We start from the raw sequence: 23,270 nt of genomic DNA, 5'->3' as shown, positions 1-23,270 counted from the left end.
CCGGCACGTGACCGGCCGGCGCGGGACCGGCCGGTGGAGGGCCGGCAGGGCCGCGCGGCACGGGAGGTGCGGCAGCCGCCGGCGAAGACGTGCCCGGGGGCGGAGCCGCCGGTTGCGGAACCGGGGTGCCCGGCGCACCGGGTGCCGGACCGACCGGAGCGGGAACCTCCTCGCCGAGGTAGGCGCGCGCCTCGCGTACTGCCGGGTGGTCGGCGCCGAGCACGGCGGGCCCGGCGGTCGCGACGCGGCGGTAGTTGCGGCGGGCCTCGTGCCGGTTGCCGAGCTCGTCAGCGACCATGGCCAGCTCGAAGCTGAGAGCCAGCATCAGCGGGTCGGCGTGCGGCCAGCGGCGCTCCCCGGCCGCGAACGCCTCCTCGAGGACCCGGCGGGCGGCGGGCGGGTCGTCGGCCTCCCGGTGCAGGCGCGCCAGGAGGTGCGCGGTGCTCAGCACGTCGGGGTGGTCCGGGCCGTACGGCGGCCGGGCCGACTCGACGGCGTCAGCTAGCAGGCGGCGGGCACCGGTCAGGTCACCGGCATGCCGCAGGGCGAGAGCCCGGTGCTGGATTCCGGCCAGGGGGGAGGGATGCGACACGTGGTCATGCTGCCGGGGCGATGCGCCCCGACGCTACCCACGAACGCCTCCTCGTCCGGTATCGCCCACCCGGCGGGAGCCGATGTGCATGATCCATCCGGGCGGTGTACAGTAACCACCCGTGCGGCCTGCGGGTCGGCTGACGGGTGGAAAGATCACCTCAGCCGGCGCGGTAGGCTGAACGAGCAGGTCCGGGTGGCGGAATGGCAGACGCGCTAGCTTGAGGTGCTAGTGCCCGTATAGGGCGTGGGGGTTCAAGTCCCCCCTCGGACACGAACCGAATCCCAACGGTGCGCGGCAAGGTCAACACTTGCCCGCACCGTTTGTGTTTTCGGGTCGTACGACAGGTGCAGCCCGAGGCTGCGGTAGACCTCTACCTTGTGTTCCGGCTCGGCGTCCCGCAGTGCGTTCACGAGGTCGCCGAGTTGCTCGACGATGGCGATGATCTGTTCCTCGTTGAGGCGAGGAGGGATGTTGCCGGGTCTGTCCTCGGCCGGTGTGTGCTGGTGTTGTTCGGCACGTTGGCGTTCGGCCTGGGTCTCGGCTATCCAGCCGGCGACCACCGCCGGGTCGGCGCCGGCGTCGAGTGCCGCCCGGTAGCGGGCCAGTTTCGCGTCGCACTCGGCGATGGTGGGTCCTTGCGGTGCGACCGGGGTCACGGTCGGCGTGTCGACGTTGGCCTGTTCGAGGAGCCCAGCGATGGTGTGTCGCCGCTGCAGCGGCCCGAAGCCTTGCACGAGCCAGGTGTCCAATGGTCGGATCAGCACGTCTTCCCGCATGATCACGTTCCGGGGGTGGTCGACCTTGTTGGTCAGGGCGTATTCCTGTGGGAAGCGGCAGCGGTAGTAGGCGACGCCGTGAGAGTGCTGGGCCTGCATCTTCCTGCCGCAGATGCCGCAGTGGACCAGGCTCTTGAAGATGTAGGGGTGCCGGGATCGGTGCGCCCGTTTCGGCGCGGTCGCGGTGCGCGCCCGCACGCCGAGCATCTCCTGGACGCGGTCGAAGTCCGCCTGCTCGATCAAAGGTTCGTGGACGATGTCGTTGGAGGTGACCCACCGGTCGCGCTGGTTCCACCGCATGACCGGGGTGTGCCCGAGCGCGACGTCGTCGACGTCGAGCAGCACCTCGTCGGTGCGCTGCTTGTTCCAGACCTGCCGCCCGGTGTAGCGGGGGTTGATCAGGATAGTCCGCACGGCGGTCTTGGACCAGGCGAGCCCGTCTCGGTGGGGGTTGCGGGCGCGGTCGTACGCCGAGGGGCAGAGGATGTCGTCGCGGGTGAGTGCTTCGGCGATGGCGAACATGCCGTATCCGGCGAGGTACATGGCGAAGATGCGCTGGACGACGGGGGCGGTCTGCGGGTCTGGAGTCAGTCCGCGGAGGCGTTTGCCGTCGGCGGCCTTCGCCGGGTTTGGGTGCGGCCCGAGGTCTTTGAGCATGTACCCGTACGGTGGGCGTCCGCCCAGGTAGCGGCCTTCGAGTTGGGTTTGGGAGGCCATGGCGGTGCGGACGCGGACCTTGACCCGGTTCCGCTCGCCCTTGCTCATCCCGCCGAAGACGGACATCACCAGGTCGTGGGCCTCGTTGTCGGGGTCGATCGGTCCACCGACCTCCGGGACCCACAGTTGGACGCCGTAGTGAGTGAACAACGGCAGGGTCAGGCCGAACTGGTTGCCGTAGAAGGCACGGTGGGGCTCACCGATCACCACTGCGGTGAAGCCTCGCCGCGGGTTGCGTAGCGCGGCCAGGAGTCGGCTGGCGTCCGGGCGGCGCTGCCACGGCAGCGCTCGGCTGTGGCCGACATCGAAGAATTCCTCGACAATCATTCCGCCTCTCGGGGTGATCAACGTCTGGGCGAGGCACAGTTGCCAGTGTCGGGACGACTCAGGGTCCTGGTTGTCCTCCGTGGAGACGCGACCGTAGAAGGCGAAGGAGAGCTTCGGCGCTTCGAAGCTCTCCTTCGCGAGGTCTTGTCTCAAGCGTTGCTGGTCAATGGTCATGTTTCCTCCACAATGTGGTGATCGGCACCCGAGCGTTTGCCGTGTACCGCGACGAGAAGGCGTAGGAGAGCGCGCGCGCCGACCGGCCCGAACGCGGGCGGTTCGGGCGGCGCAATGACGCGCAGTTCGTCGGATCTGCTGTCTGTGGTTTCTTTTGGATGGTCGCTGAAATTGTAATTCAGCGTGGGCTGATCCGGGATGTCTGGTTGGAATGGCATGATTGTTCCCCCATTGGCTTGACATTTTTCTCACCCGATGGCTTGCAGTCATCGCGGGATCTCCTTCGGTCACTTGGCGGTCATCGGATATGGATGGTTGGCGTTGGCTCCGTGCTGTCCCGTGCTCAGTCCGAACACAGGGTTGGTGTGAGCAGGGTTTCGCGGCAGCGGCGCTTCGCGGCGTGGAGTCCACGTTGGTGGGTTTCAGGCAGACTTAGACGGCAGTGGAGGGCACGAAAACTGCCTTTTGCTGGTGTTTCTTGCTGGGTGGGTGGCTGCTTCACTCGCAGCGAGTCGTCGGACGACAGGAATCGGGCAGCACGCAGTGCAATTTCGGCCGGTGCTGGCCTTGATAAAATTCTCCTGAGGACGGACAGAGGCCGATTGGCGACGGCGTTTAGCGAAAAGAGCCCGTCAGGTCTTACGAGCGTCTATGAGGCGGCGGAGTGCCGCGCCCGCGGCGGGAAACGCGAGTTGCAGCGTGGACCCGACCAGCCGTACTGCCCACCAGGTGACCGCGATCAGGTAGCCGACGATGAGGGCGCCGCTGGTGGCGTTGGTGAAGACGATGGCGTAGCCGATGGCGAGGCCTGGTGCGGTGATGATGCGGATGGTGCGGCTTCGGATGGCCGTCAGGGCGGTGGCGATGCCGAGGAGGGCTGCTCCGGCGCTGCCGATGAGGCCGGGCATGCCGGTCCAGTCGACGGGTGGGGTGAGGGTGAGGGCTGCGCGCATGAGGTAGATGCCGACGGTGGCGATGGCGGCGTGCAGGAGGGCGGGTCGGGTGTGGTGGAGCCAGGTGGGCAGATCGGTGGCGGGGATGCGGGGTGCGGTGGCGGCGATGACGGCGGCGCACACCGCGAGCGGCAGGGCAGTGCCGAGGGTCCATCTCAGATAGGGGCTGTAGTCGTATCCGACGGAGGTGCCGGTGGCCAGGCCGTAGAGGGCGGCGGCGACGGCGCCGCCGACGGCGGCGGTCAGGTATCCGCGTCGGATGAGGTCGCCGGTGGCGGATTCAGGTGTTGCGGTGGTGGGTGCACCGGAGAGCCAGGTGGTGGGGGCGAGGTGCGCCACGGCGAAGGCGGTGAGCATGGCCAGTGCGCCGGCGGCGCCGAGTTGAGGCAGGGAGGTGCGCACGCCGATGATCCGGTAGGCGATGGTGGTGATGTCGGCGGTGAGAACTGCTTGCAGCAGCAGGGCGAGCGAGCAGGCGGTGAGTACGGTGGCGCTGGTCAGGTCCCGGACGCGAAGTCGCACACGCGGCAGGTGGGCGTGCGCGGCCGTCCTGGTGTGGTGGTGCGGTGCGGAGAGGGCGAGGGCGCCGTCAGCGAGGGCATGGGGCTGGCCGGTGAGAGTGGCCGGGGCGAGGCTGGTCGCGGTGGCCAGCCGATCCGCCAGTCCGGGCACCGGCTCGACCTGATGGAGGATGACGCCGACGAGGTGCTGAAGGTTGATGTCGGCTGCGTCGAGGACGTCGGAGACCGCGTCGTGGACTGCGTCGAGGAGGGGTTGTGCGGCGGCCGCGACGTCATCGCGGGTGATGACGGCGGGTGTGCGCGGCGCGGGAAGCAGGACTGGTGCGCGGTCCTGTGTGACGAGACGGTGTCTGGCCTGGCGCACGGATTCCTGCAGGATTCGCCCGTCCTGCGTGGGCTGAGTCAGCTCGGCGCGCAGCGGGTCGTCGTTGGTGGTGGCCGCGTCCAGGAGTTGCTGGGCGAGGACCTGGTCCAGGTCGCCCGGTGAGTCGATCGCTCGGGTGGCCAGTTCGCGGTATCCGTCGCCGTCTACTTGAAGGATGGTCAGGGCGACCGGGTGGCGGTCGGCCAGGCAGATCAGCAGGCACGAGCCGTCGGGGGCGGTGAGGCCTAGGGCTTGGGCGTGGGCGGCGAGCGCTGCTGGTGCGGTGACCATGGCGGGCGCGGGCAGTCCGGCGCGGGACGCCGCTTCGGTGAGCTCGTCACGTCGGCGTGGTCCCCAACTCGACGGGATGGCCATGGTGAGCGTGCCAATCGGCTCACCGACTTGATTGACGGCTTGACCAGCGACGTGCCGCAGTAGTGCGGCGATCAGGTCGACGGCGTCGAGGGCCGGTCCGCCCGCTTGGGTGCCGAGCAGGTCCAGCGGGTCGGGTACGAACTGGTGGCCGGCTGGCGGAGGGGTCGTTGCGGGCACGCCGAGGTAGAGGTTGCCGGCTGGGTCGAGGGCGACGCCGCGCGGCATGACGAGGTGACCGTCGAGGATGATGGGGATCCGGGCGCCGTGGTGACCGACGGCGGCGGCAATGGCCGACGAGTTGAGGTCGATCGACAGTTGTGCGCCCCCGCTTGGCATGTGCGGCAGTCTCACCCGACCCGGCGGTGGACCGTCAACCACCGTCCCGCGCAGTGATCCTTCGTGCGCGCATGGTGAGAATCCTTCTTCGCGGGATGGTCATCGGCATGCATCCTCGTGTATGCGGGAGAAGGTCAAGGTCGGGTGAAGGGGAGGGCACGGTGCCGCAGGAGTCCCCAGACAAGGTTCGCCGGCTGGCCGAGTACGGCACGCGTCCCACCTTCTACAAGCCCAGAGAGCAGGCACCGCACACCCGGCCTGCGCGGTCGGCAGTGGTGGTCCGACTGATGCGAGCGGCACTCGGCGCCGCGGTGTTCCTCGTTGTGGTGCCCGCGTTGCTGTGGGTCGTCGGCGGCGATCCGCTGCGGCGGTTACCGTCGTGGTCGCAGGTCGCCGTCTGGTTCGACCAGCCGAGTGGACGCTTCACCCCGACCGTCCTCGCCGGCATAGCGGTCTGGGCGCTGTGGCTGCTCTGGGCCGTGTTGGCCCTGCTGTTGGTCACCGAACTGGTCGCGGTGGTGACCCGCTGGCGGATCCCAGCGCTGCGACTTCCGGCACCGCTGCACCGGCTCGTGTTCGGCCTGGCCGGCACCGCCGCGATCGCCGTCACCTCCGCCGGCCAACTCAACACGGAAGACGACGCCGGCAGGCCCACAGCCCTCGTCGCCTCCGCTGACAACCCTGGCGTGATCCCTCGGCAAGCCATCGCGCGTGGCCCCGCATTGATCCGCGTCGCCGACACCCGCTACCTCTACACAGTCGAGCGCCACGATACCCTCTCCAAGATCGCCAAACAGTGGCTCGGCGACGCGAACCGGTGGCCGGAAATCTGCCGGCTGAACAAGCACCGCCACTTCCCCCGAACCGGCGGTACCCTGCGCGACTGCGACCTCATCTACCCCGGCTGGGACCTACGGCTGCCCGCCGATGCCCGCCCACCAGCAGACGCCATACCCGCCACCGCACCAAACCGGCCGACACCACCACAGGCGACCGCCACGCCGTCGGCGACGCCGAGCACCGCTGCGGACCCCTCACGTCCTACCCCGCCGGCCACCACGGCCTCGCAGAAACCAGCCACCCCACACGGCACCGCGTCAGCGACGGATGCGCCCACGACCGTGCCGCCCGCAACCTCCAGCCCCACCACACCGGCATCACCATCCACCACGCCAGCGGTCGATGGCCAACCGAGCCCGACTGCGGCAACCGACGGTGATGGCGTCAGTCTGTCGCCGGCGGCGTGGCTGCCCTGGTCACTCGCCGCCGCGGTCAGCGCCGCCGCCGCGCTCGTCTGGGCGCACCGCCGCCGCCGATACACCGGCCAGCCCGACGCAGAGCCGCCCACCGACCTGCCCCCACCCGTGCGACAGCTGCGCCGCGCCGTAGCCCGCAACCCTGACGTCGCCGGCCCGGATGACACCGAGCCAGCCACGCGTGTGCCGGACCTCGTACCACTGCACCCCGGTGGAACCGGCCTGGTCGGGGACGGCGCGCACCCAGCAGCCCGCGGTGTTCTCGTCGCGGTCCTGTCCACCGGCGGCGCGCACCACCCCGACACGCGCGGTGAAGTCATCACTGACGCCGCCACCGTGACGGCCCTGCTCGGCCCCGGGGCGGCGGCCCTCAGCCCGTGGCCACGGTTACACGTCACAGACAGCGTCGACGATGCGCTCACCACGATCGAGGCAAGGCTCCTGCACCGCAGTCGCATCCTCGACGAACACGCCCTGACCGACCTGGACGCCCCGCGTCAGCAAGCTCCCGGCGAGGAACCGCTACCACCACTCGTCCTGATCACCCACACCCCGCCGGCCGCGGCCAGCATGCGCGCCAAAGTCGCCCTCACCCTCGGCAGCGACCTGCACGTGTCCGCCCTGCTGCTCGGCGAATGGCCGCACGGCGCCACCATCGACGTCACCCACGACGGCCACACCACATTCGTCACCAACGAAACCGTCGAGCCGGTGCCACCGCGGCTGCCTGTCCTCGACGCCGACACGACAATCCAGATCCTCACCACCCTGCGTGAGGCACACACCGGCGAACCACCCACCGTCGCACCGGCACCGGCCGCCGTCGTACCACTGCACACAAGCCGAACCGACACCGAGCCGGAGAATCCATCCGCCATGCCAGCCCCGCCCGCCGCGACGGGGAAGGTACGGCTGCGGGTACTCGGCCAGCCACGAATCGACAACATCACCAAACCCGGCCGGCCACTGCGCGCCAAAGCCCTCGAAATGGCCGTGTTCCTCGCCTGCCACCCCGACGGCGCCACCACCCGCGACATCGGCGAATACCTCGAACCCGACGCCCGCATCAGCCAAGCCGACCAACGCGTCCACACCAACGCCAGCAACCTGCGACACGTCCTCGGCCGCGCCGGCACCACCGACCGCAAAAACGCCTACGTCATCACCACCGGCGGACGCTACCGACTCGACCCCGCCACCGTCGACGTCGACGTGTGGACACTGCGTGACCTGTTGCGCACCGCCACCATCGCCACCGAAACGCGCCGCCGGGAACTGCTCACCGTCGCTTGCGACCTCTACACCGCGCCGCTCGCGCACGGCCACGACTACGAATGGCTGCAGCCGCACCGCGAGACGGTCCACCGATGGGGCATCGACGCGCACCTTCTGCTGGCAGACGACCTGCTCCATCACGACCCGCAGGCCGCATCCGACCTACTCGACAAAGCGCTCAGCCTCGACCGCTACAACGAGGCCCTCTACATCAAAGCGATGCGCGCCCATCACGCCCTCGGCGACGCAGACGGCGTCACCACACTCCTGCGCGCCCTGACCAAAGCCCTCACCGACCTCGACGCCGCACCCCAGGACGACACGGTCACGCTGGCGACCCAACTCCGCAGCGACCTGGACCAGAAGTAACCGCCGCCGACGTCGCTCCGACACGCCGGCAGCCTCTGGCAAGGGCAGTCCACTGCTACGTGCGGTTGGCGCTCACCCGCCGAAGGCCGGCTCTCTGCAGGACCCATCGGGAACGCCGCCGGTGTCCGTCTCGGGCTAGGCTGAACGCTGCTTGCTCTCAACTGTCCTTTGTAGGAGGCTCCCGTGCGGCCCGGTGACGAGACTGCGGCAGACCAGCACCAGACACCGCCGTCCGGGATCGACCCCAGCGTGCCGCACTCGGCGCGGATCTACGACTACTGGCTCGGCGGCAAGGACAACTTCGCCGCTGACCGAGCGGTCGCCGAAGCCCTCGCCGCGGCGATCCCGACGATCCGAGAGATGGCCGCCGAGAACCGTCACTTCGTGCACCGGGTGGCCCGCTACCTGGTCGGCCAGGCCGGTGTACGGCAGTTCCTCGACATCGGCACCGGCATCCCGACCAGACCGAACCTGCACGAGATCGCCCAGCAGATCGCCCCCGAGACCCGAGTGGTCTACGTCGACAACGACCCCATCGTGTTGGCCCACGCCCGCGCCCTGATGGTCAGCACCGAGCAAGGGCGCAGCGAATACATCCACGCTGACCTGCGCGAGCCGAAGATGATCCTCAACCACCGGACGCTGCGCGAAACACTTGACCTCGACCAGCCGGTCGCGCTCACGATGATTGCGATCCTGATGCTGCTCGCCGACGCCGACGACCCGTGGCACACGGTACGCGTACTGCTCGACGCCCTACCGTCCGGCAGCTACGTGGCGATCACCCACCCGACCGGCGACTTCAACCCCCAGGCCATGGCCACAGCCGTCACCGCGGCCGTCAACAACGGCATGACACTCGTACCCCGCACCCGCGAGCAGGTGGCCCGGTTCTTCGACGGCTGGGACCTGGTCGAACCGGGAATCGTGCCCGTGATGGCCTGGCAACCCGACGACGGCGAGCCCGCCGACCCGCACGCCGCCTACTACTGGGCCGGCGTCGCCCGCAAACCCTAGCCTGAATGGTTCGGCAGGGTGCTGGGATGCGTGCTCGTCACGAGCGGCTTGGCCGGGATCTGGCGGGCTCTTCGACTCGGCGTGGTCATCGACGCAGGCGGTGTCCGCGTTCGCGGCTTCGTCAGCCGTGAAAAGGTCACACCGTGGAGCGCGATCCAGTCGGTCGACTGCGCGCAGATCGACGTAAGCAAACGTCGCTTGCCAGGACCTGACGTGGGCGAATCGGGAGGATCGGTCGGTGTGCCGTAAGAGCCGGAAAGCCGCCATGATCGTGATCGTTTCGCCAGTCGCACACGGTGACCACCACCAGGCCCTATCCCAGCCCAGGCCGCACCTGTTGCCAGATGAGTGGCTTCCGCCGTCCCCGTCTGCGTGACCGGCTGCAGTACCGTCACGCCGTGCATTTCGTGTATCGCTCCCACTACGAGGGCCTGTTGAGTAAGCGGGTCCGGCGGCTGCCGGACGAGACTGTGCTGAGTTGGTTTCAACGAGGTTGGGACAGCGACGATCCGGAGTCGTGGGTTGAGAACGAGCTGGGCGGTGACGTCTACGGCCTCGATTCGATCTTCGAGGCGGCACGGAAGCACGGGCTGTCTCGGGCGGCCACGACCAGCGAGCTGCGCGAGCTCCTGCATGAGCACTTGTACGTGGAGGGTGACGAGGACTTCATCCGCCTCGACGATCACAGCCTCCGGGTACGGACCGATGACGACGAGGTGGAACTGGCGTACTTCTTCCTCGATGACGAGGTGGTCGCGACCGCCCTCGACCGGTTGGCATACCTGCTCCAGTCGTGGCCGTTGCCCGGCGCGGGCGGTGAGTCGACGTCGTTCGTCACGGATGTGCCAGTGACAGTCGTTACGCCCGCCGGCACCGGTGGCGCCAGCACGTACGCGGTGTTCCTCACGTTCTACGACGGCGCGAGCCTCGCTTGTTCCCGGCCGCTGGTATTCCCGGGGGTCGGGTTGTGGGAACTGCCCGGACATCTGCGGACCGCGGACCCCGACAGCGGTGCAGCATGGCCACCCGAGTTGCTGGTCTTGCGAGCACTCGTCGCACCCGAAGACGACGCCATCAGGCCGGCGCTGGAGCGGTGCAACAGATGGCCCGGCTTCAACCTCAACGCCGACCCGTGGCCCAACCTGCCCAACGAGCACACCCCCGCCCACCACGAAGCCATGGCGCTTCTCACGACGGGCAGATACGTCGACGGGCGACGCCCTGACGCATCACGCATCGAGGTCGACAAACATCTTGCCCAAGTCACCATGCACTGTGGTGGGTCATTCGGGTACCAGCAGTGGTTCCTATTCGACACCCTGTGGGCGGCCGCTCACTCCGACCTGGCGCAATCACTGCTGCGCTACAGCAACCACTGGGATCCACTCGAGGACTGAACACAGCCGAGCCATCAGCTCCGGTCGTCAAACGAGCGGATGCAGATCGGGCGCGCGGTCGCTGGCTACCTCTATCAATGACCTGCGCCCGTGGCCCGCCACGTTTGGGGTCTCAGGCAGCCCGGCGGCCACCAGGGAACGACCCTCATCCGTTGCGTCGAGCCCGATCCGCGGCAGATCCGGACGACCTGGTGGAAGCTGCGTCTGCCTGCAGCTGTGCGAGTTCACAACACGGGTTGAAGCTGAACGAGGATCATCCAGTTGGCGCCGTCGGCGCGAGATGTCGCCCGGACCCGGTACTCGCTCGGGCGTAGATCGATCACGAGGTGGTTGTCAGGCTCCAACTCCGCCCCGGGCCATGCCGAATCAAACAGCACGACTGGCCCGTCCACCGCCCAGCGGACATCCTCGTCCTCGTCCCAACTCACGCCGTCACGCAGCGCTCGGCGTGCAGCGCTCACCAGGTCGTCTTCCTCGTTTGCCGCTGCCCACCGCAGGAACAGCCGTTCCGAGGGTAGATACGTCGTCGTTGCCGGCTCGTCGCCCAGAACAAGTGCCTGCCGTTGACCGATGGCGACCACGCCGACGTAACCGTCGATCGCGCACGCCCGGCCGTAGTCCCCCCAACTCTCCACGGGACCGTCAGTGCTATCAGCGCCGGTCCATAGCGACAGCGCCGATTGCGGAGCAACGAGCAGCGGTCCGCCAGCCGACGAAACCCACATGTACCGCAATGACCCACCTCCCACAGCGATCTTGCCAGGCAACGGCGATACACGTGTGCTCGGCAAGACGCGTTTGTCATGGCCGGAGAGCTGATTGCCGCAGATCGAGGGCCGCTGGATCGCCCGGCTGTGCGCACTTATCGGCACATGGCTGAACGGCACTCAGGCCAGCTCGACAGATCGCTTGGTACCACGCGACTCGCGGCATCTGTGGATGCCGCTCAGGTGTTCAGCACGGTGAGCCAGTCGGCGGTCCGGGGGCGGTAGCCGTGTCGGTCCGCGAGTCCCCGCACGATCGCTGGGACGTGCCCGGCACCGTAAACGACCGCGACGTCGATCCGTTCGGACGAACGCGTACGGATCAGCTCGGACAGCGTGGCAAGCACTCGCTCATCCCGGTCGCCGCCGAATGTGCGCTCGAAATGTTCGGCGAACTCGTCGTCTGAGTACATCTCGTCCTTGGCGCTGGGCAGGTCGTTCAACTCGACCTCAGGCGAGAGCAGCCGTCGCGTGCCCCCGAAGAACTGGGCCACGGCCACGATCGGAATGACACACCACATCAAAAGCCGGTATCGCAGCGGCATGGCCCGCCAACCCTGAGTGAACTCCGCCGTCGTCACATCCGGGTTGATCAGCTCGACGCCGAGCGACCGGTACGCGATGTTGTCGACCACGAGTCCGGAGCGCTTGTTGGCTGGCATGACCCGGTAGGTGAGCGTGAGGGCCCACGTCAGTACCGAACGTCCGCTGACGCCTTCGACGACGAGCAGGTCACATCGCCGGAGCCGCTGCGCCACCGCCGCGTAGAACTCGGGGCTCGCCACATGCAGCATGGGGAACAGCACGAACTGCAACTGGCTGCCCGGGCGCCGAAGGCGCAACACCGCGGAGCGGGTCCCGATGATGCTGTGCTCGATGATCTGCAAGCCCGCCCACCTGACGTCTGCCGACGCTGAGATCCAAAGGGTATGCCTGGAGCGCAAACCGGACCCGTCGATATCGCGCCATGGAGCGTGCACCGCCGCCGAGGTGTCGCAGACGCCTGGAGGCATGCGACGATCTTGATGCTGTCTTGGCGTAGGTTCCCCGGGTGACTGTGTACGACATGGCCGCCAAGCTGCCTTCCATCGGCGTGCTGCGTGACCGCTGCAAGACACTCGCCGTCCTGGAGTGCATCCTCGACGGTGGTGAGCCCTACTACGCCTACACCCGCACCTGGGGTGACGACGAGGCCGCGCTGATGAACAACGGCAGCGGCGACGAGTGGGCGGTCGTGTTCACCGCCGAGGGCGCGTTCATCCGTGTGTTCGACCACGAGTCGGCGATGACGCCCTACCGCAGTCCGGACCGGGAACTGTGGCCCGGCCTGCTCGACGGAATCCCGGCGGTGTTCCGTCCGCAGCTCGAGGAACCAGCGTTCGGCGACGAGGAGCGACAGTTCCTCGCTACCGCTGTGCTGTGGCGGCAATCCGGTGACGACCGCTGGCACGCCGGTGAAGGCATCACGTTCCCCCCGCTCCGCGGACCGTACGACGACAACGCCCCGGACGGCTCAGGACTGCTCGAGATCCTGCTCGACGACATCGTCGACCGGTACGTCACGTTCGCCGAGGACTACTACGAGATCGAGGTGGACCCGACGGTGGTCGAGCACGTTGTCGCGCACCGCCCGCTCACGGACGTCGTTGTGCAAGCCTTGAACCCAGAAATGACCGTCGCCAGGCTGCACGAGGACCTCACCGCGATCGGGTATCCGACCGCGGCCGCGTGACGACGGGCTCGTACCTGGGACCGCCTCGACAGCACGCTGGTCGCTCAACGGCCAGTACCGGAAGCTGAAGCACATGACTGGGGTTAGGTGACGGTGTTGGGTTGAGCGGCAGTTGCCGCTACGGTCCCATCGTGAAAACGGTCCGCGTCTACGCCCCCCGATCGAGGCTGCTGCTTCTGTTGCTCGCCTCCGCCGGCTTCGTGTCAGGGAGTCTGTGGATCGCTTCGTTCGCGGGGGGCGTCGGCATTGTCGTCGCGATGGCCGGCGTTGCGTTCTTTGGCTTGGCCGGTGTCTACTTCTTGCTCGAACTGATCTATCGGCGGCCGTCCCTGCAGGTTGACGCGGAGGGCATCACCGATCGGGCGTCACTGGCCTCGGCTGGCCGGATCCGGTGGCGTGAGATCGGCGCTGTGAGGATCCACTCCGTTGCGGGGCAACGGATGCTGGCGATCCTGCCGCATGACCCCGATGCGGTAGTTGCCCGATCCGGGTTCGTGCGCCGCGCCTTCCTACGGATGAACCGCGCAGCCGGCTTCCCGCCGGTTAACTTGCCAGAGTCCGCCCTGCCGTACTCCTTGGAGGCGCTCGTCGACGAGATGCGCCGGCATAACCCCGAGCTTCAGGTATCCGCCGATTAGGCACGCCACAACGACACCGCCGGCCGCGGTGGATCTCGTCAACAACGTCAAGGTGACCGGGTGCGAGCAGGTCGAGAAAACATCCGCTTCGGCAGGAGCGCGCGTCGAGCGCCACCACGCCCGTCACTGAACTTGGCGCACGGTCGGCGGCAAGAGCGGACGGATCCTGCTGGCCAGGGCGTGTCTAGAGCGGATTCAGGAGCAGCACGCCGTCCGGTGAGTAGAAGTAATCGCGCACGGGCCAAGCCCAGTCTTCAATCTTCGGGTCTTCCGACTGCGACAACCACTCAGACAGACGCGCGTGCTCGTCGGTGTATCCATTCTCCAGGAGCCACCGAAGCGTGTCGCCCCGGCCCGCTCCGAAGATTGCCTGGGCGTCGAAGCCGATGCCTAGGTCCATGTCGCCCGTGCGGAACTTCGCCCCAGACAGGCGGGGCGAGTCCGCTGGATCGCCGATGAGGAACAGCAGAAAGGCCGTCACGTAGACCTGCTCGTACTCGTCGCTCTCGCCCACGTCCGGACCTTCGCGCCACGCCCTTTCGAGGTCGAAGATCTCTCGGAGCATCGCGTGGTAAGGGCCAGGATCGTCTACGTCAACCATCCGGAGCGCCTCCCGACGCGAAGCCGGACTCCAGAGGTCCAAAGACTCGGCCATGTGTGAACGCTAGTCGGAGCGCCCGCTCTTCGGCTAGATCCGGGTGCCATCGGGCCGCCTGCCGATGTTGGTAGCGACATCGGCGTCGGCGTGATCTTGAGGATGTGTAAGCGAGCTTAGACCTGCATTCTGCCACCAGGTAACGACGCGGCGGATGTCTGCGATCTGATCGAGCCATCCGCTCAACCAGATGATTTTTACTGTATGGCCTGTTCTTGGTGCTTGGATGAGAAGTCCCTGGCCGAGGTACATGCCGACGTGGCGGGGGTCGGCCATGGTGCCTCGGCTGCCGGGGATGAAGACGAGGTCGCCGGGCAGCAAGAGAGCCGGGTCGGCCACGGGTTCTCCGGCGTTGACCTGATCGGTGGTGATGCGCGGGATGGTGATGCCGGCTGCCCGGTACGCCGACTGCATAAGCGAGGAGCAGTCGCACTGCTTGTCGGGGTCGCCGGAGTGCGGGTCGGTGCACGACCCGCCGAAGTGGTATGGGGTGCCCAGCTGCCCGAGCGCCCAGAAGATCGCGGTCGTGACCTGGGGCGGGGTGCCGATCGGCAGGGTGAATCCGTCCGGCAGGGCAGCGAGCGCGTCGGTGGCGCAGTCGGTCAGGGTGCTGGTCAGCTGTTCGACGAGCTGGATCGCGTCGTCGGCCCACTTAGCGTACGCGTCGGGGTAGGCCGCCACCTGGACCGCCTGCGCGGCCTGGGTGAGGGGCATCTGCTCCCAGCCGGCGACGGTCAGCAGCTTGTCGAAGAACTTTCCGGCCTGGTACTCCGGCTGGGACAGCTGCTCGACGGTGCCCCAGCCCTGGCTGGGGCGCTGCTGGAATACGCCGATGGAGTCGTGGTCGTTGCGGTTGCCGAGGTGCGGCAGGTTACGCAGGCCGGATTCCTGCATCGCGGTGGCGAGACCGACGATCCACCCCCAGCGGGGCACGCCCTTGGCGACACCCACATCGATGATGGTCGCGGCGATCTCGAGCTGCTCGGTGTCCCAGCTGAGGCCGGGTGGCTGCCCGGAAGGCCGTAGCGCGGGCACGGCGGCGACGCCGCACCCGCCGGGGCCGCCGCCTGTGACGGAGGACAGCAGCAGCATCGGCAGACCGAAGCAGCCGATGACGACGGTGACGATTCCGATGATGGTTTTGGTCATGGCGAATGCCTCCAGGTGAAAACAGAAAGGGCCGGTGTTCGCGCGGGTGAGCGGCCGGCCGGGGACGAGACGGGATATCGGCTACATGCGGTGGATCAGCGGAACCAGCTCGGCGTGGGTCTGGCGGAGGAACTCGGCCATCAGGTCGGCCGCGTCGAACAGCGGGTGGCCGAGTCGACGGGGGGCGGCGTTGCGCCAGTCCCAGTGGTCCGGTTCGAGAGCGGGCACGAACCACAGTGCGCCGTGATAGTTGAGGAACAGCGCCTCGCCGATCTGCGGGGCGAGCAGGGTCATCGGCTTGCTGGCGCAGGTGGTCAGGCAGTGGCAGCCGGGGTCGTTGTAGATCGAGCGCGGCTGGCGCCGTGGTGGGTCGGGCCGGTGCAGTCGCAGGAGCGCTCGTAGGCGTTGCGGTAGGTGCGGTACATGCTGTCCCTTGCGAGGTCGTGAAACGCAAAAGGGCCGTGGGCCGCTCTCGCGGGGCGGCCCAACAGGCCCATGGGTGTGGGTGAGTTCGGAGCGACTACGCCTGGCGGCTCTGCTCGAAGGGGTTGCGCAGGATGGGTGACGGTCTGGCGTAGCTGCCGCTCGATGCTGAGGCTGGCGGCGTAGAAGTCGTGGTGCTCGTGGGCGTGGTCGGCGTTGGGCCAGTCCCATTGGCCGCCGGGGAGACGGTTGACGAACCAGAGGTCTCCGCCGAGGTCGAGGAACAGGGCGCAGTTCCAGTGCTCGGTGATCAGCGTCGTCGGCTGGGTGGTGCAGGTGACGCAGGCGCAGCGGTCGTCGTTGTAGGTCGTGCGCTGGTGGCCGTGGTGCTGCGGGCAGGGGCAGTCACAGAGCCGCTGCCACGGCGGCGTGTAGGCCATGTGGATCCTCCTGAAGGGGTGGCATGGGTACGCCTCGGGACCGCTGGCGTGGGCGGCTGGCGTGGGCGGCTTGCCGTGGCGTACGCGGGTGGGAAGGGTGACGGCCGCGGTCAGCGCGGCGGGGCGAGGCGGGTCCGGCCGGGTCCGAGGCGCACGTCGCGCTGGACCTGGCGGGTCTCCTCGTCGGTGAGCAGGTAGGCGGGCAGCTGTGGCACGCCTTCGCGCGAGGCGCGGTAGCGCCGGTGGGTGCCGTCGATGAGCAGCGGGGAGGATGGCTGGCCGCTGATGAGGAGCTGCGCGACGATCACGGGTTTGGTCAGGTCAGCGGTCATGGCGTAGGCGCGGTCCAGGCCATCACGGGCCGGACCGATGAGGCCGATCGTGGAGCTGTCCGGGTTGTCGTGGTGGGTCAGGCCGTACGCCTGTGCCCACGTCGCGACGTCCAGCGGCCGGGCGTCGCGAGGGATGGCGGCGATCAGCGCCAAGACGGCGTCGACCGAGAACACCCATGGGCCGAAGTGGAACCACTGGTGGGTCGGCTCGGTCATCGGCCGCCTCCACCGGTGACACGGAAGTAGATCGCGACGCACCGCAGGATCAGCTCGTGCGACGGCAGAGTCAGCAGCTGCTGCCGGTGCTTCTCCTTGAGGCGGTCCCAGATCAGGCTGGTGACGCTGGCCGACCACAGGTCCACCAGCACTCCATCGATCTTGGCGTGCTGCCGTTCGGCGACGATACGCCGCAGCGACTCGATGAGCGTCGGGTCGCCGGGCGGGTGGTGGTAGTCGTCAGGCCGGACGGCTTCGGGCAGCAGGGCCAGGCAGTCCTCGCAGGTGCGGTCCACCCGAGGTGGGTCCTCGGTCTCCCACCGGGCCACGGCGGTAGCGAGCAGGCCGCAGACGGCTTGCCGCTCGTCGCGCGGGTGACGGATGTGGCCGATCATCAGCGGGTCCTCCGATCCGACCGGCACCCGATGCGTCGGGTCATGGGGTGGCTGGCTCCGTTCTGACGGGCCGGGGCAGCGGTCGTGCGACCGCCGCCCCCGGCCGATGGGTGGGCGACGGTCAGATCTTCAGCAGGTCGAAGGCGGCCACCTTCAGCTCGCCGACCTTGCCGGTCACGACCCGGTTGGCGCGGGTGGTGGCGTCCTTGGCCTGCTGGTAGTGGTCCAGGTACTCGGTGATGGCCTGGTATCCGGCCCACCGGGTGCCGGCGATGGCGCGCTGCGTGTCGGCCTCGGTGATCAGGTACTTGAGCGTGCCCAGCCGCTCCTTGGCGTTGTTGCGGGTTTTCTCCGAGGCGTTGTCCTTGACCGGCCACACCTGCGCGACGATCTGCTCGAACTCGCGCATGGTCATTTCCGTCTGGAGCATCCGCTCGGCGGCCTTTTCGAACGTGTCCATGTACTTCCACATCAGGCCCAGCGCTTCGCGGGCCTGGGCGATCTGGGAGTTCACGTTGCTCGTGTGCCGGAACGTGTAGTGGCCCACGGCGTGGGCGAAGGCCGCGCGCTGGGTGTTGGCGCACACCACCCGGATCGGGCTGGCGTCCACGCGCAGCGCGGCGGTGCCGTCGTGGGAGGTCGTCCCGATCAGATAGAGGTCCATCCGGTCGACCCCGGCGATCTCCATCGCCGTGGGCAGCTTCATGGTGACGAACACCGACTTGCCGTTGCGGAGGCTGCCTGCGGTCTCGAAGTGGGCGCCGCCCACCTGGTCCACGAGCCGGTCGAGCATCTCGGCGCACTGCTCGTTCTGGACCACGGTGTAGTCGGTCCCGACGATGCCCAGATACTCGGTCGCACCCGTCACGGGGTTGCGGCGCACGGTCATGCGCTTGTCCTCGGCCGGGATCGGGACCTCGACGCCGTCCACGATGTCGATGCCCTGGACGCGGATCGTGCGCACGCCCCAGTCGCCGAGCAGGGCGGCACCCATGATCTCCTGGGCGCTCATGGTGTTCTGGGTGACGGTGCCCAGTTGGTGCCAAGCCGACAGGCGGGCGCTGGCGAAGGCGGTCTGCCCGTTGGCGAAGGTCTCAAGTTCGTGCGGCACAGGGGGTCTCCTCTCGACATGCCGCGGGGGCCGAGCCGCATGGCCCGGCCCCCGGAAGGGATGGGATGGGTTACTGCTGCCCGGCGTCGCCGTCGGCCGGCGCGGATGCGCGAGCGTTATGGGCTCCGGGTCGACCTGGGTGAGGCGGCCGTGGGCGGCCGTCAGGACTGCTCGGCCGTGGCGTCGTCGGCCTGGTCCGCGCCGCCGTCCTCGGCCTGCCTCGGGTACTGGAACGCCCACGGCGACTCGGAGACCATGACGATGCGGCCGGCGGCACCGAGCTTGCCGCAGTTGTTGCGCACCGCCCCCGCGCTGACCGTCCGGCCGCCGAGCTGGTTGCTGATCGCGGTGGCGATCTCCTGCGGCGTCATCGTCCGGCCCGGGTTGGCCTTCAGCGTGTCGAACGTCAGCCGCTCCAGCTCGCCCTTGGCGAACGGCTGGCTGCCGTCGGCGTTGGCCGTGACGTCTGTGCGGCGCGCCCCGGCCGTCGCGAGGCCCGGCGTGCGGGTGGGCGTCCGCTTGGGCAGGGCCACGGTGTGGACCGTGCCGTCCTCGGCGACGATGTGCAGCGTCCCGTCCGGGCGGACGAGGGGCTGCACCTGGGCTACCGCCTCGGGCGACTCGGACAGGCCCCTGATCACCTGGAAGCACAGCGGGCAGCGGGGCGGCTCCGGGTTCGGGTTGACCTCGCTGGCCTTGGTGGGCCCGGCGATCCACCGCGCCGGGACGCCGGGCAGGCGGCGGGCGGCATCGGCCTGCTCCATCGCGGTCAGCAGCCGGGAGACGGTCGCCTCCCCGATGCCGCTCTCGGCCACGATCTCGCCGATGGCCGCGCCGTCGTCGCCGTGCTCGCTGAGCACCGCCTTGATCGTCATGACCTTGCGGTCGCCGGGACGGCTGGGCTGGACCACGGTGATCTGGCCGCCGTTGCCCTTGTCCGAGTCGCCCTTGTCCGAGTCTTCGTCGTGGGAGTCATCCTCGTCCGCGTCGTCGTCGGAGTTGCCCGGGTCATCGGTGTCCTCGCCCGTGTCGTGGTCGTTGGCGTCGCCCTGGTCGGCTTCGTCGACCTCGGCCCGGTCCTGGTCGGCGCCGGCGCCGTCCGGCTCGTCGCCGGGCTGCACGTCGTCGCCGTTGGCGTCGTCGTCCTCGGCCTGGCGGTTCTCCGCCGGATCGGTGTCGGGCTCGTCGGTCTCGGCGATGTCGGTGTAGTCCTCGCCGCCGGCCGGGTCGCCGTCGCCGCGGTCGGCGTCGGTGCTGAAGGCGCGGTCCTGGGCCTCGGCCGCGACGCCCTCGGAGAGGGTCCACCGGGTAGGGGTGCCCTCGGCCGGGTCGGCGTCGGAGTCCCCCGGCACGATCAGCCCGGCGTCGGCCAGGGTCTTGATCGCCCTGTCGGTGGTCGACCGGGCCTTGCCGGACCGCTCGCTCAATTCGTGGACATTGCCCTGGCCGAGGGCGGTCAGGGCGTCGAGGACGGCCTGCGTGGCAGGCGTCAGGGACACGTGATCCATCAGTGTTTCCCTCCTTGGGAACGCGGGGTTGGGACGCCGGACACAGGGTTGTGCCGGGCGGTGGTGCGCCGGTCCCGGGCAGCGTCAGCGCGGCAAGCACCGGCGAAGTGGTGTCTGCCGTGCGGGATGCCGCCTGGATGCGGTCCGGTGGTCTTGGCGGTGTGGCCGCCGCGCTGATACGTCAGCGACCGGAGGTCGCGGCCTGCAGGATGTAGTTGCGGTCCTCTTTTGGCTCCCGGTAGATGCCGGCGTCGACGGGGGACAGCCGCAGCGGGTTGACGCTGCGCGCGGGCGTCGGACGTGCCGACGGTGACGTGGATGACGTATCCGGCAAGGTTCTGTCGGCGGCAGGAGCCGGTGTGCGGCAGCACGACCAGGACTGTGTCGCCGGGATTGACGCACCGCCGCTGCCCCGAGCGGCCCGGGTTCGTCTCGGCGTACGCGGCGCGGGCGCGGTCGTCGATGAGGGTGTTGATCCAGTTGCGGGCGTAGCGGTACGCGCGGGCCGCTCCTTGATCGTTTCCGCCGGGCCGGCGACCATGCTGACAGGGTGCGACCGGTGGCCAGGGCCATCCAGCGGCCGATCGCCTCGAGGTGGAGCATGAGGTCTGCTCCTAGCTGGCCAGGTGAGCGAGTTCGGCCGGGGTGAGCTCGGCGGGGGTGCGGCTTCGCCAGGCGTCGGAGTGGCGCAGGTGCCACCAGCGCAGCAGCGACCGGCAGGCCGAGGCGAGGTCGTCACAGACCGGCAGGGGATAGGTCATCCCGGGCTGGGTCCGGCGGTGCTGCGGGTCGGTGTACGCGGTCGGCGCCCACCCGTGGTCGGTCTCGGTGACCTCGCCGACGACGCGGTCCGGATACGGGATGTCGAAGGAACTGGCGGCTTCGGCGTCGGGTACCACCAGCCAGGTGCGCTGGTCGGTGAGCCGCAGCGTCGCCACGCCCTGCGACGGGTCGCTGCGTCGCAGGAGCAGGTGCCGCTCGTCGCCGACGCCGACTGGTCGGTGGTTGCGCCACGCGCGGTAGGCGGTGACGAGCGCCGCCCCGAGGACGATGTGCCGTTCGCGGGCGGCGAGCGCGTCGGTGAGGGCTTGGTGGTAGCCGGGCATGTGCAGGTCGGCTCGAGCAGCCAGCCCGTGCCGGGCGGTTGCGGTCAGCTCACCCACGCGGGCGAGGGCGTGGTCGAGGGTGGCGGTGCTGTCGGTGAACTCGCGGGCGGTCTTGTGCAGGAGGCGGGCGAGGTCGCCGGTCGGGTCGAGGGTGGCCGTGTCGTGGCGCCACAGGTGCTCGGGCAGAACATCGTTGGTGTCGGCGGCGATACGCCGCAGCGCCGGATCGGTCAGGAACACCGGGTATCTCCTTTCACGGACGAGGGTGTGTGGGCATGGCGAAGGCCGGTCGCAGCGGGGCTGCGACCGGTCTCGGGTGTTCCGCGGGGCGGGCTTAGGCGATGGCGACGGCGCACAGCCGGGCGCTGGAGCGCAGGCCGCGTACGTAGGCGCAGGCTTCGTTGAGGAAGCGGAATCGGTCGGCGACGGAGTCGCTGGCCGGGGTGAGCAGCCGGCCATCAGTGGTGATCAGCGCGTCGCCGATCAGCGCGATGCGCCAGTGCAGCCCGGTGTAGGTGGCTTCGCCGGCCTGGTAGACGGACAGCTCGTAGGGGTCGAAGTGGTGGGCGAGCATCGCCAGGACGCGGGGCTGCTGCTCGAAGCGGCGGCGGGCCTCGGCCACGCTGACCTTGGCCGGGTCGGCGTGGTGCTGGGCGAGGTAGTCCTCGAAGGGGCGGGCCGGACGGGTTGTCGCGGCGATGTGGGTGTTCCAGGCACGCCAGCGCAGGGCGGCGTCGTGGGCGGCTTTGGCGGCGGTGCCGGTCAGGTCCAGGCGGCTCTTGCGGCCTCCGGCGGCCATGGTGACCGCGCCGAAGCGGCGGGCGGCGTCGAGCAGGTAGTAGCCGATGAACCGGGTCAGCCAGCCGATGAGACGGCGGTGGCGCACGTGGTAGCGGCGGGCCGGGGTGCCGTTGGCGTGCAAAAGGTCGTGGACCTTCTCGGAGGCGGCGAACCAGTCCGCGTCGTCGCCGGGGGCGAAGCAGACGGTGACCACCTGGTCGGTGAGCGGCCGGGATTTGGGCATGGCGGGGCGATCCCTTCGAAGAAGCAGTGGGCATGGGTGCGTGGTGGTGCCACCGGATCGCGGCGTCTGGACCGGGGACGCTGCCGTGCGGGGCGCGGGGCGTGGATCACGAGCCGACCAAACGGTGGGCTGCTGGGCGATCCCGCTGGCGCGGGCAGATCCGAGAAAGGACCAGACGGGCGGCGGCGTGAGCAAGAGAAGAAACTGCACCGTAGCTTCGTGACCTGACAGCACTAGCCCTGTCAGGAATCACGACAACGCCTCTGACCTGCGATGACAGGATTGGCCGTCTGACCGTCAGGGTCTGTCAGAGCACGAAGAGTCCGTCGTCGTCGAAGTTCGGGTTGTCCGCCACGGGCTGACCGTGGTCGCTGGGCAACTCGGTGAGCCGGACCCGCCCGGTGGCGCCGCCGGGGAGCCAGACCGCTGCGGCGGGGTCATGGCGGTGGGTGGCGGTCGCGATCGGGACGTCGCCGCGCCGGCCGCGCAAAACCTGGTGGAGGTGTTCTTCGCGTTGCTCGCTGCCGAGCCAGAACAGCACCGGGTAGCGGGGGCCGCCCCGTCGGATGAGCCCTGTGTACCGGTCGAGCTTGGCCACCACCCGCCCGAGGGGTTCGGTGCCGGTGTCGACCTCCAGGAAGAACCCGGTCGTGGCGTTAGCGACGCTCCACAGGCCGTGCCCGTCGGCGGTGATGGTCCGGAACTGTCGTGTGGTCATCGTCTCCGACCACCACCGGTCCAGGCGTGCCTCGGGATGCCGGCGGGCATACGCCCGCAGCCGCACGAAGAACTCGTTGACGGTGACCTGGTGTGTCAGGTTCGGGTTGGCCGACAGCCGCTGCACGGTCTGGCGGCTCGATCGGGCGGTGGGCTCGGACCGGTTGTGGGCGGCGGCCTGGAACCGGTGGCCGTTGTGGCCGAGCGTCCAGTGCCACGGTTGGCTGCCGCCGCCGGTGCGTGCGAAGCGGAACCGGTCCAGCAGGCCCAGCCCGTGCAGCTCGCCGAGGCGGATCTGGCAGGTACGCCGGGCCAGGAAGAACAGGTGGTGGATCTGACCGGTGGTGAGGACGTGATGGTCGTCGAGGAGTTGGAGGAGCTGTCGGTCACGGCTGGTGATGTGCGGGTAGATGGCCAGCAGGCCAGGAGAGCGCGATTGCGGCAAAGGTGGTCACCCCTGGAGAGGGAGTCCCGGTAGGGAGTCTGGATAGGTTGATCTTGTTATCTGGCCGGGGATCGGCCGGGTTTGGGCAGGTCAGGCACCTGACAGGCCGGTGCGAGCGGGCTCGCTTGAGGTCTCGTGTCGCGGACACCCCCAAGCGAGCCCT

General features: G+C 68.9%; 23 protein-coding genes and 1 tRNA gene. 7 read left to right on the top strand and 17 right to left on the bottom strand.

Annotation, left to right across the window (positions count from 1 at the left end):
* A partial coding sequence (locus ABTW87_RS10005) for a tetratricopeptide repeat protein (protein ID WP_502891556.1) occupies nt 1–592 on the bottom strand: 592 nt, incomplete at its 3' end.
* A 189-nt stretch (nt 593–781) separates the two neighbouring features.
* Here ABTW87_RS10005 and ABTW87_RS10000 point away from each other — a divergent pair.
* A tRNA-Leu gene (locus ABTW87_RS10000) sits at nt 782–865 on the top strand.
* Here the strand turns inward: ABTW87_RS10000 and ABTW87_RS09995 are convergent.
* From ABTW87_RS09995 to ABTW87_RS09985, 3 genes are all read right to left on the bottom strand, one after another.
* Nucleotides 847–2,589, bottom strand: a complete 1,743-nt coding sequence (locus tag ABTW87_RS09995) for a recombinase family protein (RefSeq protein ID WP_350650412.1) — start codon at nt 2,587–2,589, stop codon at nt 847–849. The two genes, ABTW87_RS10000 and ABTW87_RS09995, sit on opposite strands and share 19 nt — an antisense overlap.
* Nucleotides 2,586–2,807 (bottom strand): hypothetical protein, encoded by a 222-nt coding sequence (locus ABTW87_RS09990; RefSeq protein WP_350650410.1) that lies wholly within the window; start codon nt 2,805–2,807, stop codon nt 2,586–2,588. Before ABTW87_RS09990 ends, ABTW87_RS09995 begins: the two co-directional genes overlap by 4 nt.
* A gap of 414 nt (nt 2,808–3,221) precedes the next feature.
* The gene (locus ABTW87_RS09985; protein WP_350650408.1) at nt 3,222–5,138 is read right to left on the bottom strand and encodes an Hsp70 family protein; all 1,917 of its coding nucleotides are present in this window, start codon (nt 5,136–5,138) and stop codon (nt 3,222–3,224) included.
* A gap of 161 nt (nt 5,139–5,299) precedes the next feature.
* On the opposite strand from ABTW87_RS09985, the gene ABTW87_RS09980 reads away from it, so the two are divergent.
* From ABTW87_RS09980 to ABTW87_RS09965, 4 genes are all read left to right on the top strand, one after another.
* Complete coding sequence (locus tag ABTW87_RS09980) at nt 5,300–8,038, top strand: AfsR/SARP family transcriptional regulator (protein ID WP_350650406.1); 2,739 nt, start codon at nt 5,300–5,302, stop codon at nt 8,036–8,038.
* Nucleotides 8,039–8,221: 183 nt separating this feature from the next.
* Nucleotides 8,222–9,055 carry an SAM-dependent methyltransferase gene (locus ABTW87_RS09975; RefSeq protein WP_350650404.1) on the top strand — a complete coding sequence of 278 codons (834 nt, stop codon included), beginning with the start codon at nt 8,222–8,224 and terminating at the stop codon, nt 9,053–9,055.
* An 18-nt stretch (nt 9,056–9,073) separates the two neighbouring features.
* A complete protein-coding gene (locus ABTW87_RS09970) occupies nt 9,074–9,304 on the top strand; it encodes a PH domain-containing protein (protein WP_350650402.1) in 231 nt (76 codons plus the stop codon).
* Between the two features lie 149 nt (nt 9,305–9,453).
* Nucleotides 9,454–10,452 (top strand): hypothetical protein, encoded by a 999-nt coding sequence (locus tag ABTW87_RS09965; RefSeq protein WP_350650400.1) that lies wholly within the window; start codon nt 9,454–9,456, stop codon nt 10,450–10,452.
* A 224-nt stretch (nt 10,453–10,676) separates the two neighbouring features.
* Here ABTW87_RS09965 and ABTW87_RS09960 read toward each other — a convergent pair whose 3' ends face one another.
* Together ABTW87_RS09960 and ABTW87_RS09955 are read right to left on the bottom strand one after the other, a co-directional pair.
* Nucleotides 10,677–11,339 (bottom strand): immunity 21 family protein, encoded by a 663-nt coding sequence (locus ABTW87_RS09960; protein WP_350650398.1) that lies wholly within the window; start codon nt 11,337–11,339, stop codon nt 10,677–10,679.
* A gap of 59 nt (nt 11,340–11,398) precedes the next feature.
* Nucleotides 11,399–12,103 (bottom strand): hypothetical protein, encoded by a 705-nt coding sequence (locus ABTW87_RS09955; RefSeq protein ID WP_350650396.1) that lies wholly within the window; start codon nt 12,101–12,103, stop codon nt 11,399–11,401.
* 164 nt (nt 12,104–12,267) lie between these two features.
* Here ABTW87_RS09955 and ABTW87_RS09950 point away from each other — a divergent pair, with 164 nt between their 5' ends.
* A complete protein-coding gene (locus ABTW87_RS09950; RefSeq protein WP_350650394.1) occupies nt 12,268–12,948 on the top strand; it encodes a hypothetical protein in 681 nt (226 codons plus the stop codon).
* 131 nt (nt 12,949–13,079) lie between these two features.
* Nucleotides 13,080–13,586 carry an STM3941 family protein gene (locus ABTW87_RS09945; RefSeq protein WP_350650392.1) on the top strand — a complete coding sequence of 169 codons (507 nt, stop codon included), beginning with the start codon at nt 13,080–13,082 and terminating at the stop codon, nt 13,584–13,586.
* A 184-nt stretch (nt 13,587–13,770) separates the two neighbouring features.
* Here the strand turns inward: ABTW87_RS09945 and ABTW87_RS09940 are convergent, their stop codons facing one another.
* The 11 genes from ABTW87_RS09940 to ABTW87_RS09890 all read right to left on the bottom strand — a co-directional run bounded on the left by ABTW87_RS09940 (nt 13,771) and on the right by ABTW87_RS09890 (nt 23,107).
* The gene (locus tag ABTW87_RS09940) at nt 13,771–14,241 is read right to left on the bottom strand and encodes a hypothetical protein (RefSeq protein ID WP_350650390.1); all 471 of its coding nucleotides are present in this window, start codon (nt 14,239–14,241) and stop codon (nt 13,771–13,773) included.
* A 33-nt stretch (nt 14,242–14,274) separates the two neighbouring features.
* Nucleotides 14,275–15,390: a C40 family peptidase gene (locus tag ABTW87_RS09935; RefSeq protein WP_350650388.1), complete on the bottom strand. Its 1,116-nt coding sequence runs from the start codon at nt 15,388–15,390 to the stop codon at nt 14,275–14,277.
* A gap of 81 nt (nt 15,391–15,471) precedes the next feature.
* Nucleotides 15,472–15,684, bottom strand: a complete 213-nt coding sequence (locus ABTW87_RS09930; RefSeq protein WP_350650386.1) for a hypothetical protein — start codon at nt 15,682–15,684, stop codon at nt 15,472–15,474.
* Between the two features lie 20 nt (nt 15,685–15,704).
* Nucleotides 15,705–16,253, bottom strand: coding sequence for a hypothetical protein (locus ABTW87_RS09925; protein ID WP_350650384.1), 549 nt, complete (start codon nt 16,251–16,253; stop codon nt 15,705–15,707).
* A 110-nt stretch (nt 16,254–16,363) separates the two neighbouring features.
* Nucleotides 16,364–16,801, bottom strand: a complete 438-nt coding sequence (locus ABTW87_RS09920; RefSeq protein WP_350650382.1) for a hypothetical protein — start codon at nt 16,799–16,801, stop codon at nt 16,364–16,366.
* On the bottom strand, nt 16,798–17,196 hold the full coding sequence (locus ABTW87_RS09915) for a hypothetical protein (RefSeq protein ID WP_350650380.1): 399 nt from the start codon (nt 17,194–17,196) through the stop codon (nt 16,798–16,800). The genes ABTW87_RS09920 and ABTW87_RS09915 overlap by 4 nt, the downstream gene beginning before the upstream one ends.
* A gap of 121 nt (nt 17,197–17,317) precedes the next feature.
* Nucleotides 17,318–18,307, bottom strand: coding sequence for a DUF932 domain-containing protein (locus ABTW87_RS09910; protein ID WP_350650378.1), 990 nt, complete (start codon nt 18,305–18,307; stop codon nt 17,318–17,320).
* Between the two features lie 161 nt (nt 18,308–18,468).
* Entirely contained in the window at nt 18,469–19,815 is a 1,347-nt protein-coding gene (locus ABTW87_RS09905) for a helix-turn-helix domain-containing protein (RefSeq protein ID WP_350650376.1), read from the bottom strand.
* A gap of 614 nt (nt 19,816–20,429) precedes the next feature.
* The gene (locus ABTW87_RS09900) at nt 20,430–21,161 is read right to left on the bottom strand and encodes a hypothetical protein (protein WP_350650374.1); all 732 of its coding nucleotides are present in this window, start codon (nt 21,159–21,161) and stop codon (nt 20,430–20,432) included.
* A 94-nt stretch (nt 21,162–21,255) separates the two neighbouring features.
* On the bottom strand, nt 21,256–21,945 hold the full coding sequence (locus ABTW87_RS09895) for a hypothetical protein (RefSeq protein ID WP_350650372.1): 690 nt from the start codon (nt 21,943–21,945) through the stop codon (nt 21,256–21,258).
* A gap of 307 nt (nt 21,946–22,252) precedes the next feature.
* Nucleotides 22,253–23,107, bottom strand: a complete 855-nt coding sequence (locus ABTW87_RS09890) for a replication-relaxation family protein (RefSeq protein WP_350650371.1) — start codon at nt 23,105–23,107, stop codon at nt 22,253–22,255.
* Nucleotides 23,108–23,270: the final 163 nt, after the last annotated feature.

The organism is Micromonospora sp. NPDC126480, from assembly GCF_040302465.1.
In the GTDB taxonomy this organism is placed as follows: domain Bacteria; phylum Actinomycetota; class Actinomycetes; order Mycobacteriales; family Micromonosporaceae; genus Micromonospora.
Note: the sequence above shows the minus strand (reverse complement) of the source record. Positions and strands in the feature narration are given on the sequence as shown.

Coding starts and splice junctions, on each gene's coding strand:
- ABTW87_RS09995 (WP_350650412.1), bottom strand. CDS start 2,589: ATGACCATTGACCAGCAACGCTTGAGACAAGACCTCGCGAAGGAGAGC.
- ABTW87_RS09990 (WP_350650410.1), bottom strand. CDS start 2,807: ATGCCATTCCAACCAGACATCCCGGATCAGCCCACGCTGAATTACAAT.
- ABTW87_RS09985 (WP_350650408.1), bottom strand. CDS start 5,138: ATGCCAAGCGGGGGCGCACAACTGTCGATCGACCTCAACTCGTCGGCC.
- ABTW87_RS09940 (WP_350650390.1), bottom strand. CDS start 14,241: ATGGCCGAGTCTTTGGACCTCTGGAGTCCGGCTTCGCGTCGGGAGGCG.
- ABTW87_RS09935 (WP_350650388.1), bottom strand. CDS start 15,390: ATGACCAAAACCATCATCGGAATCGTCACCGTCGTCATCGGCTGCTTC.
- ABTW87_RS09930 (WP_350650386.1), bottom strand. CDS start 15,684: ATGACCCTGCTCGCCCCGCAGATCGGCGAGGCGCTGTTCCTCAACTAT.
- ABTW87_RS09925 (WP_350650384.1), bottom strand. CDS start 16,253: ATGGCCTACACGCCGCCGTGGCAGCGGCTCTGTGACTGCCCCTGCCCG.
- ABTW87_RS09920 (WP_350650382.1), bottom strand. CDS start 16,801: ATGACCGAGCCGACCCACCAGTGGTTCCACTTCGGCCCATGGGTGTTC.
- ABTW87_RS09915 (WP_350650380.1), bottom strand. CDS start 17,196: ATGATCGGCCACATCCGTCACCCGCGCGACGAGCGGCAAGCCGTCTGC.
- ABTW87_RS09905 (WP_350650376.1), bottom strand. CDS start 19,815: ATGGATCACGTGTCCCTGACGCCTGCCACGCAGGCCGTCCTCGACGCC.
- ABTW87_RS09895 (WP_350650372.1), bottom strand. CDS start 21,945: ATGCCCAAATCCCGGCCGCTCACCGACCAGGTGGTCACCGTCTGCTTC.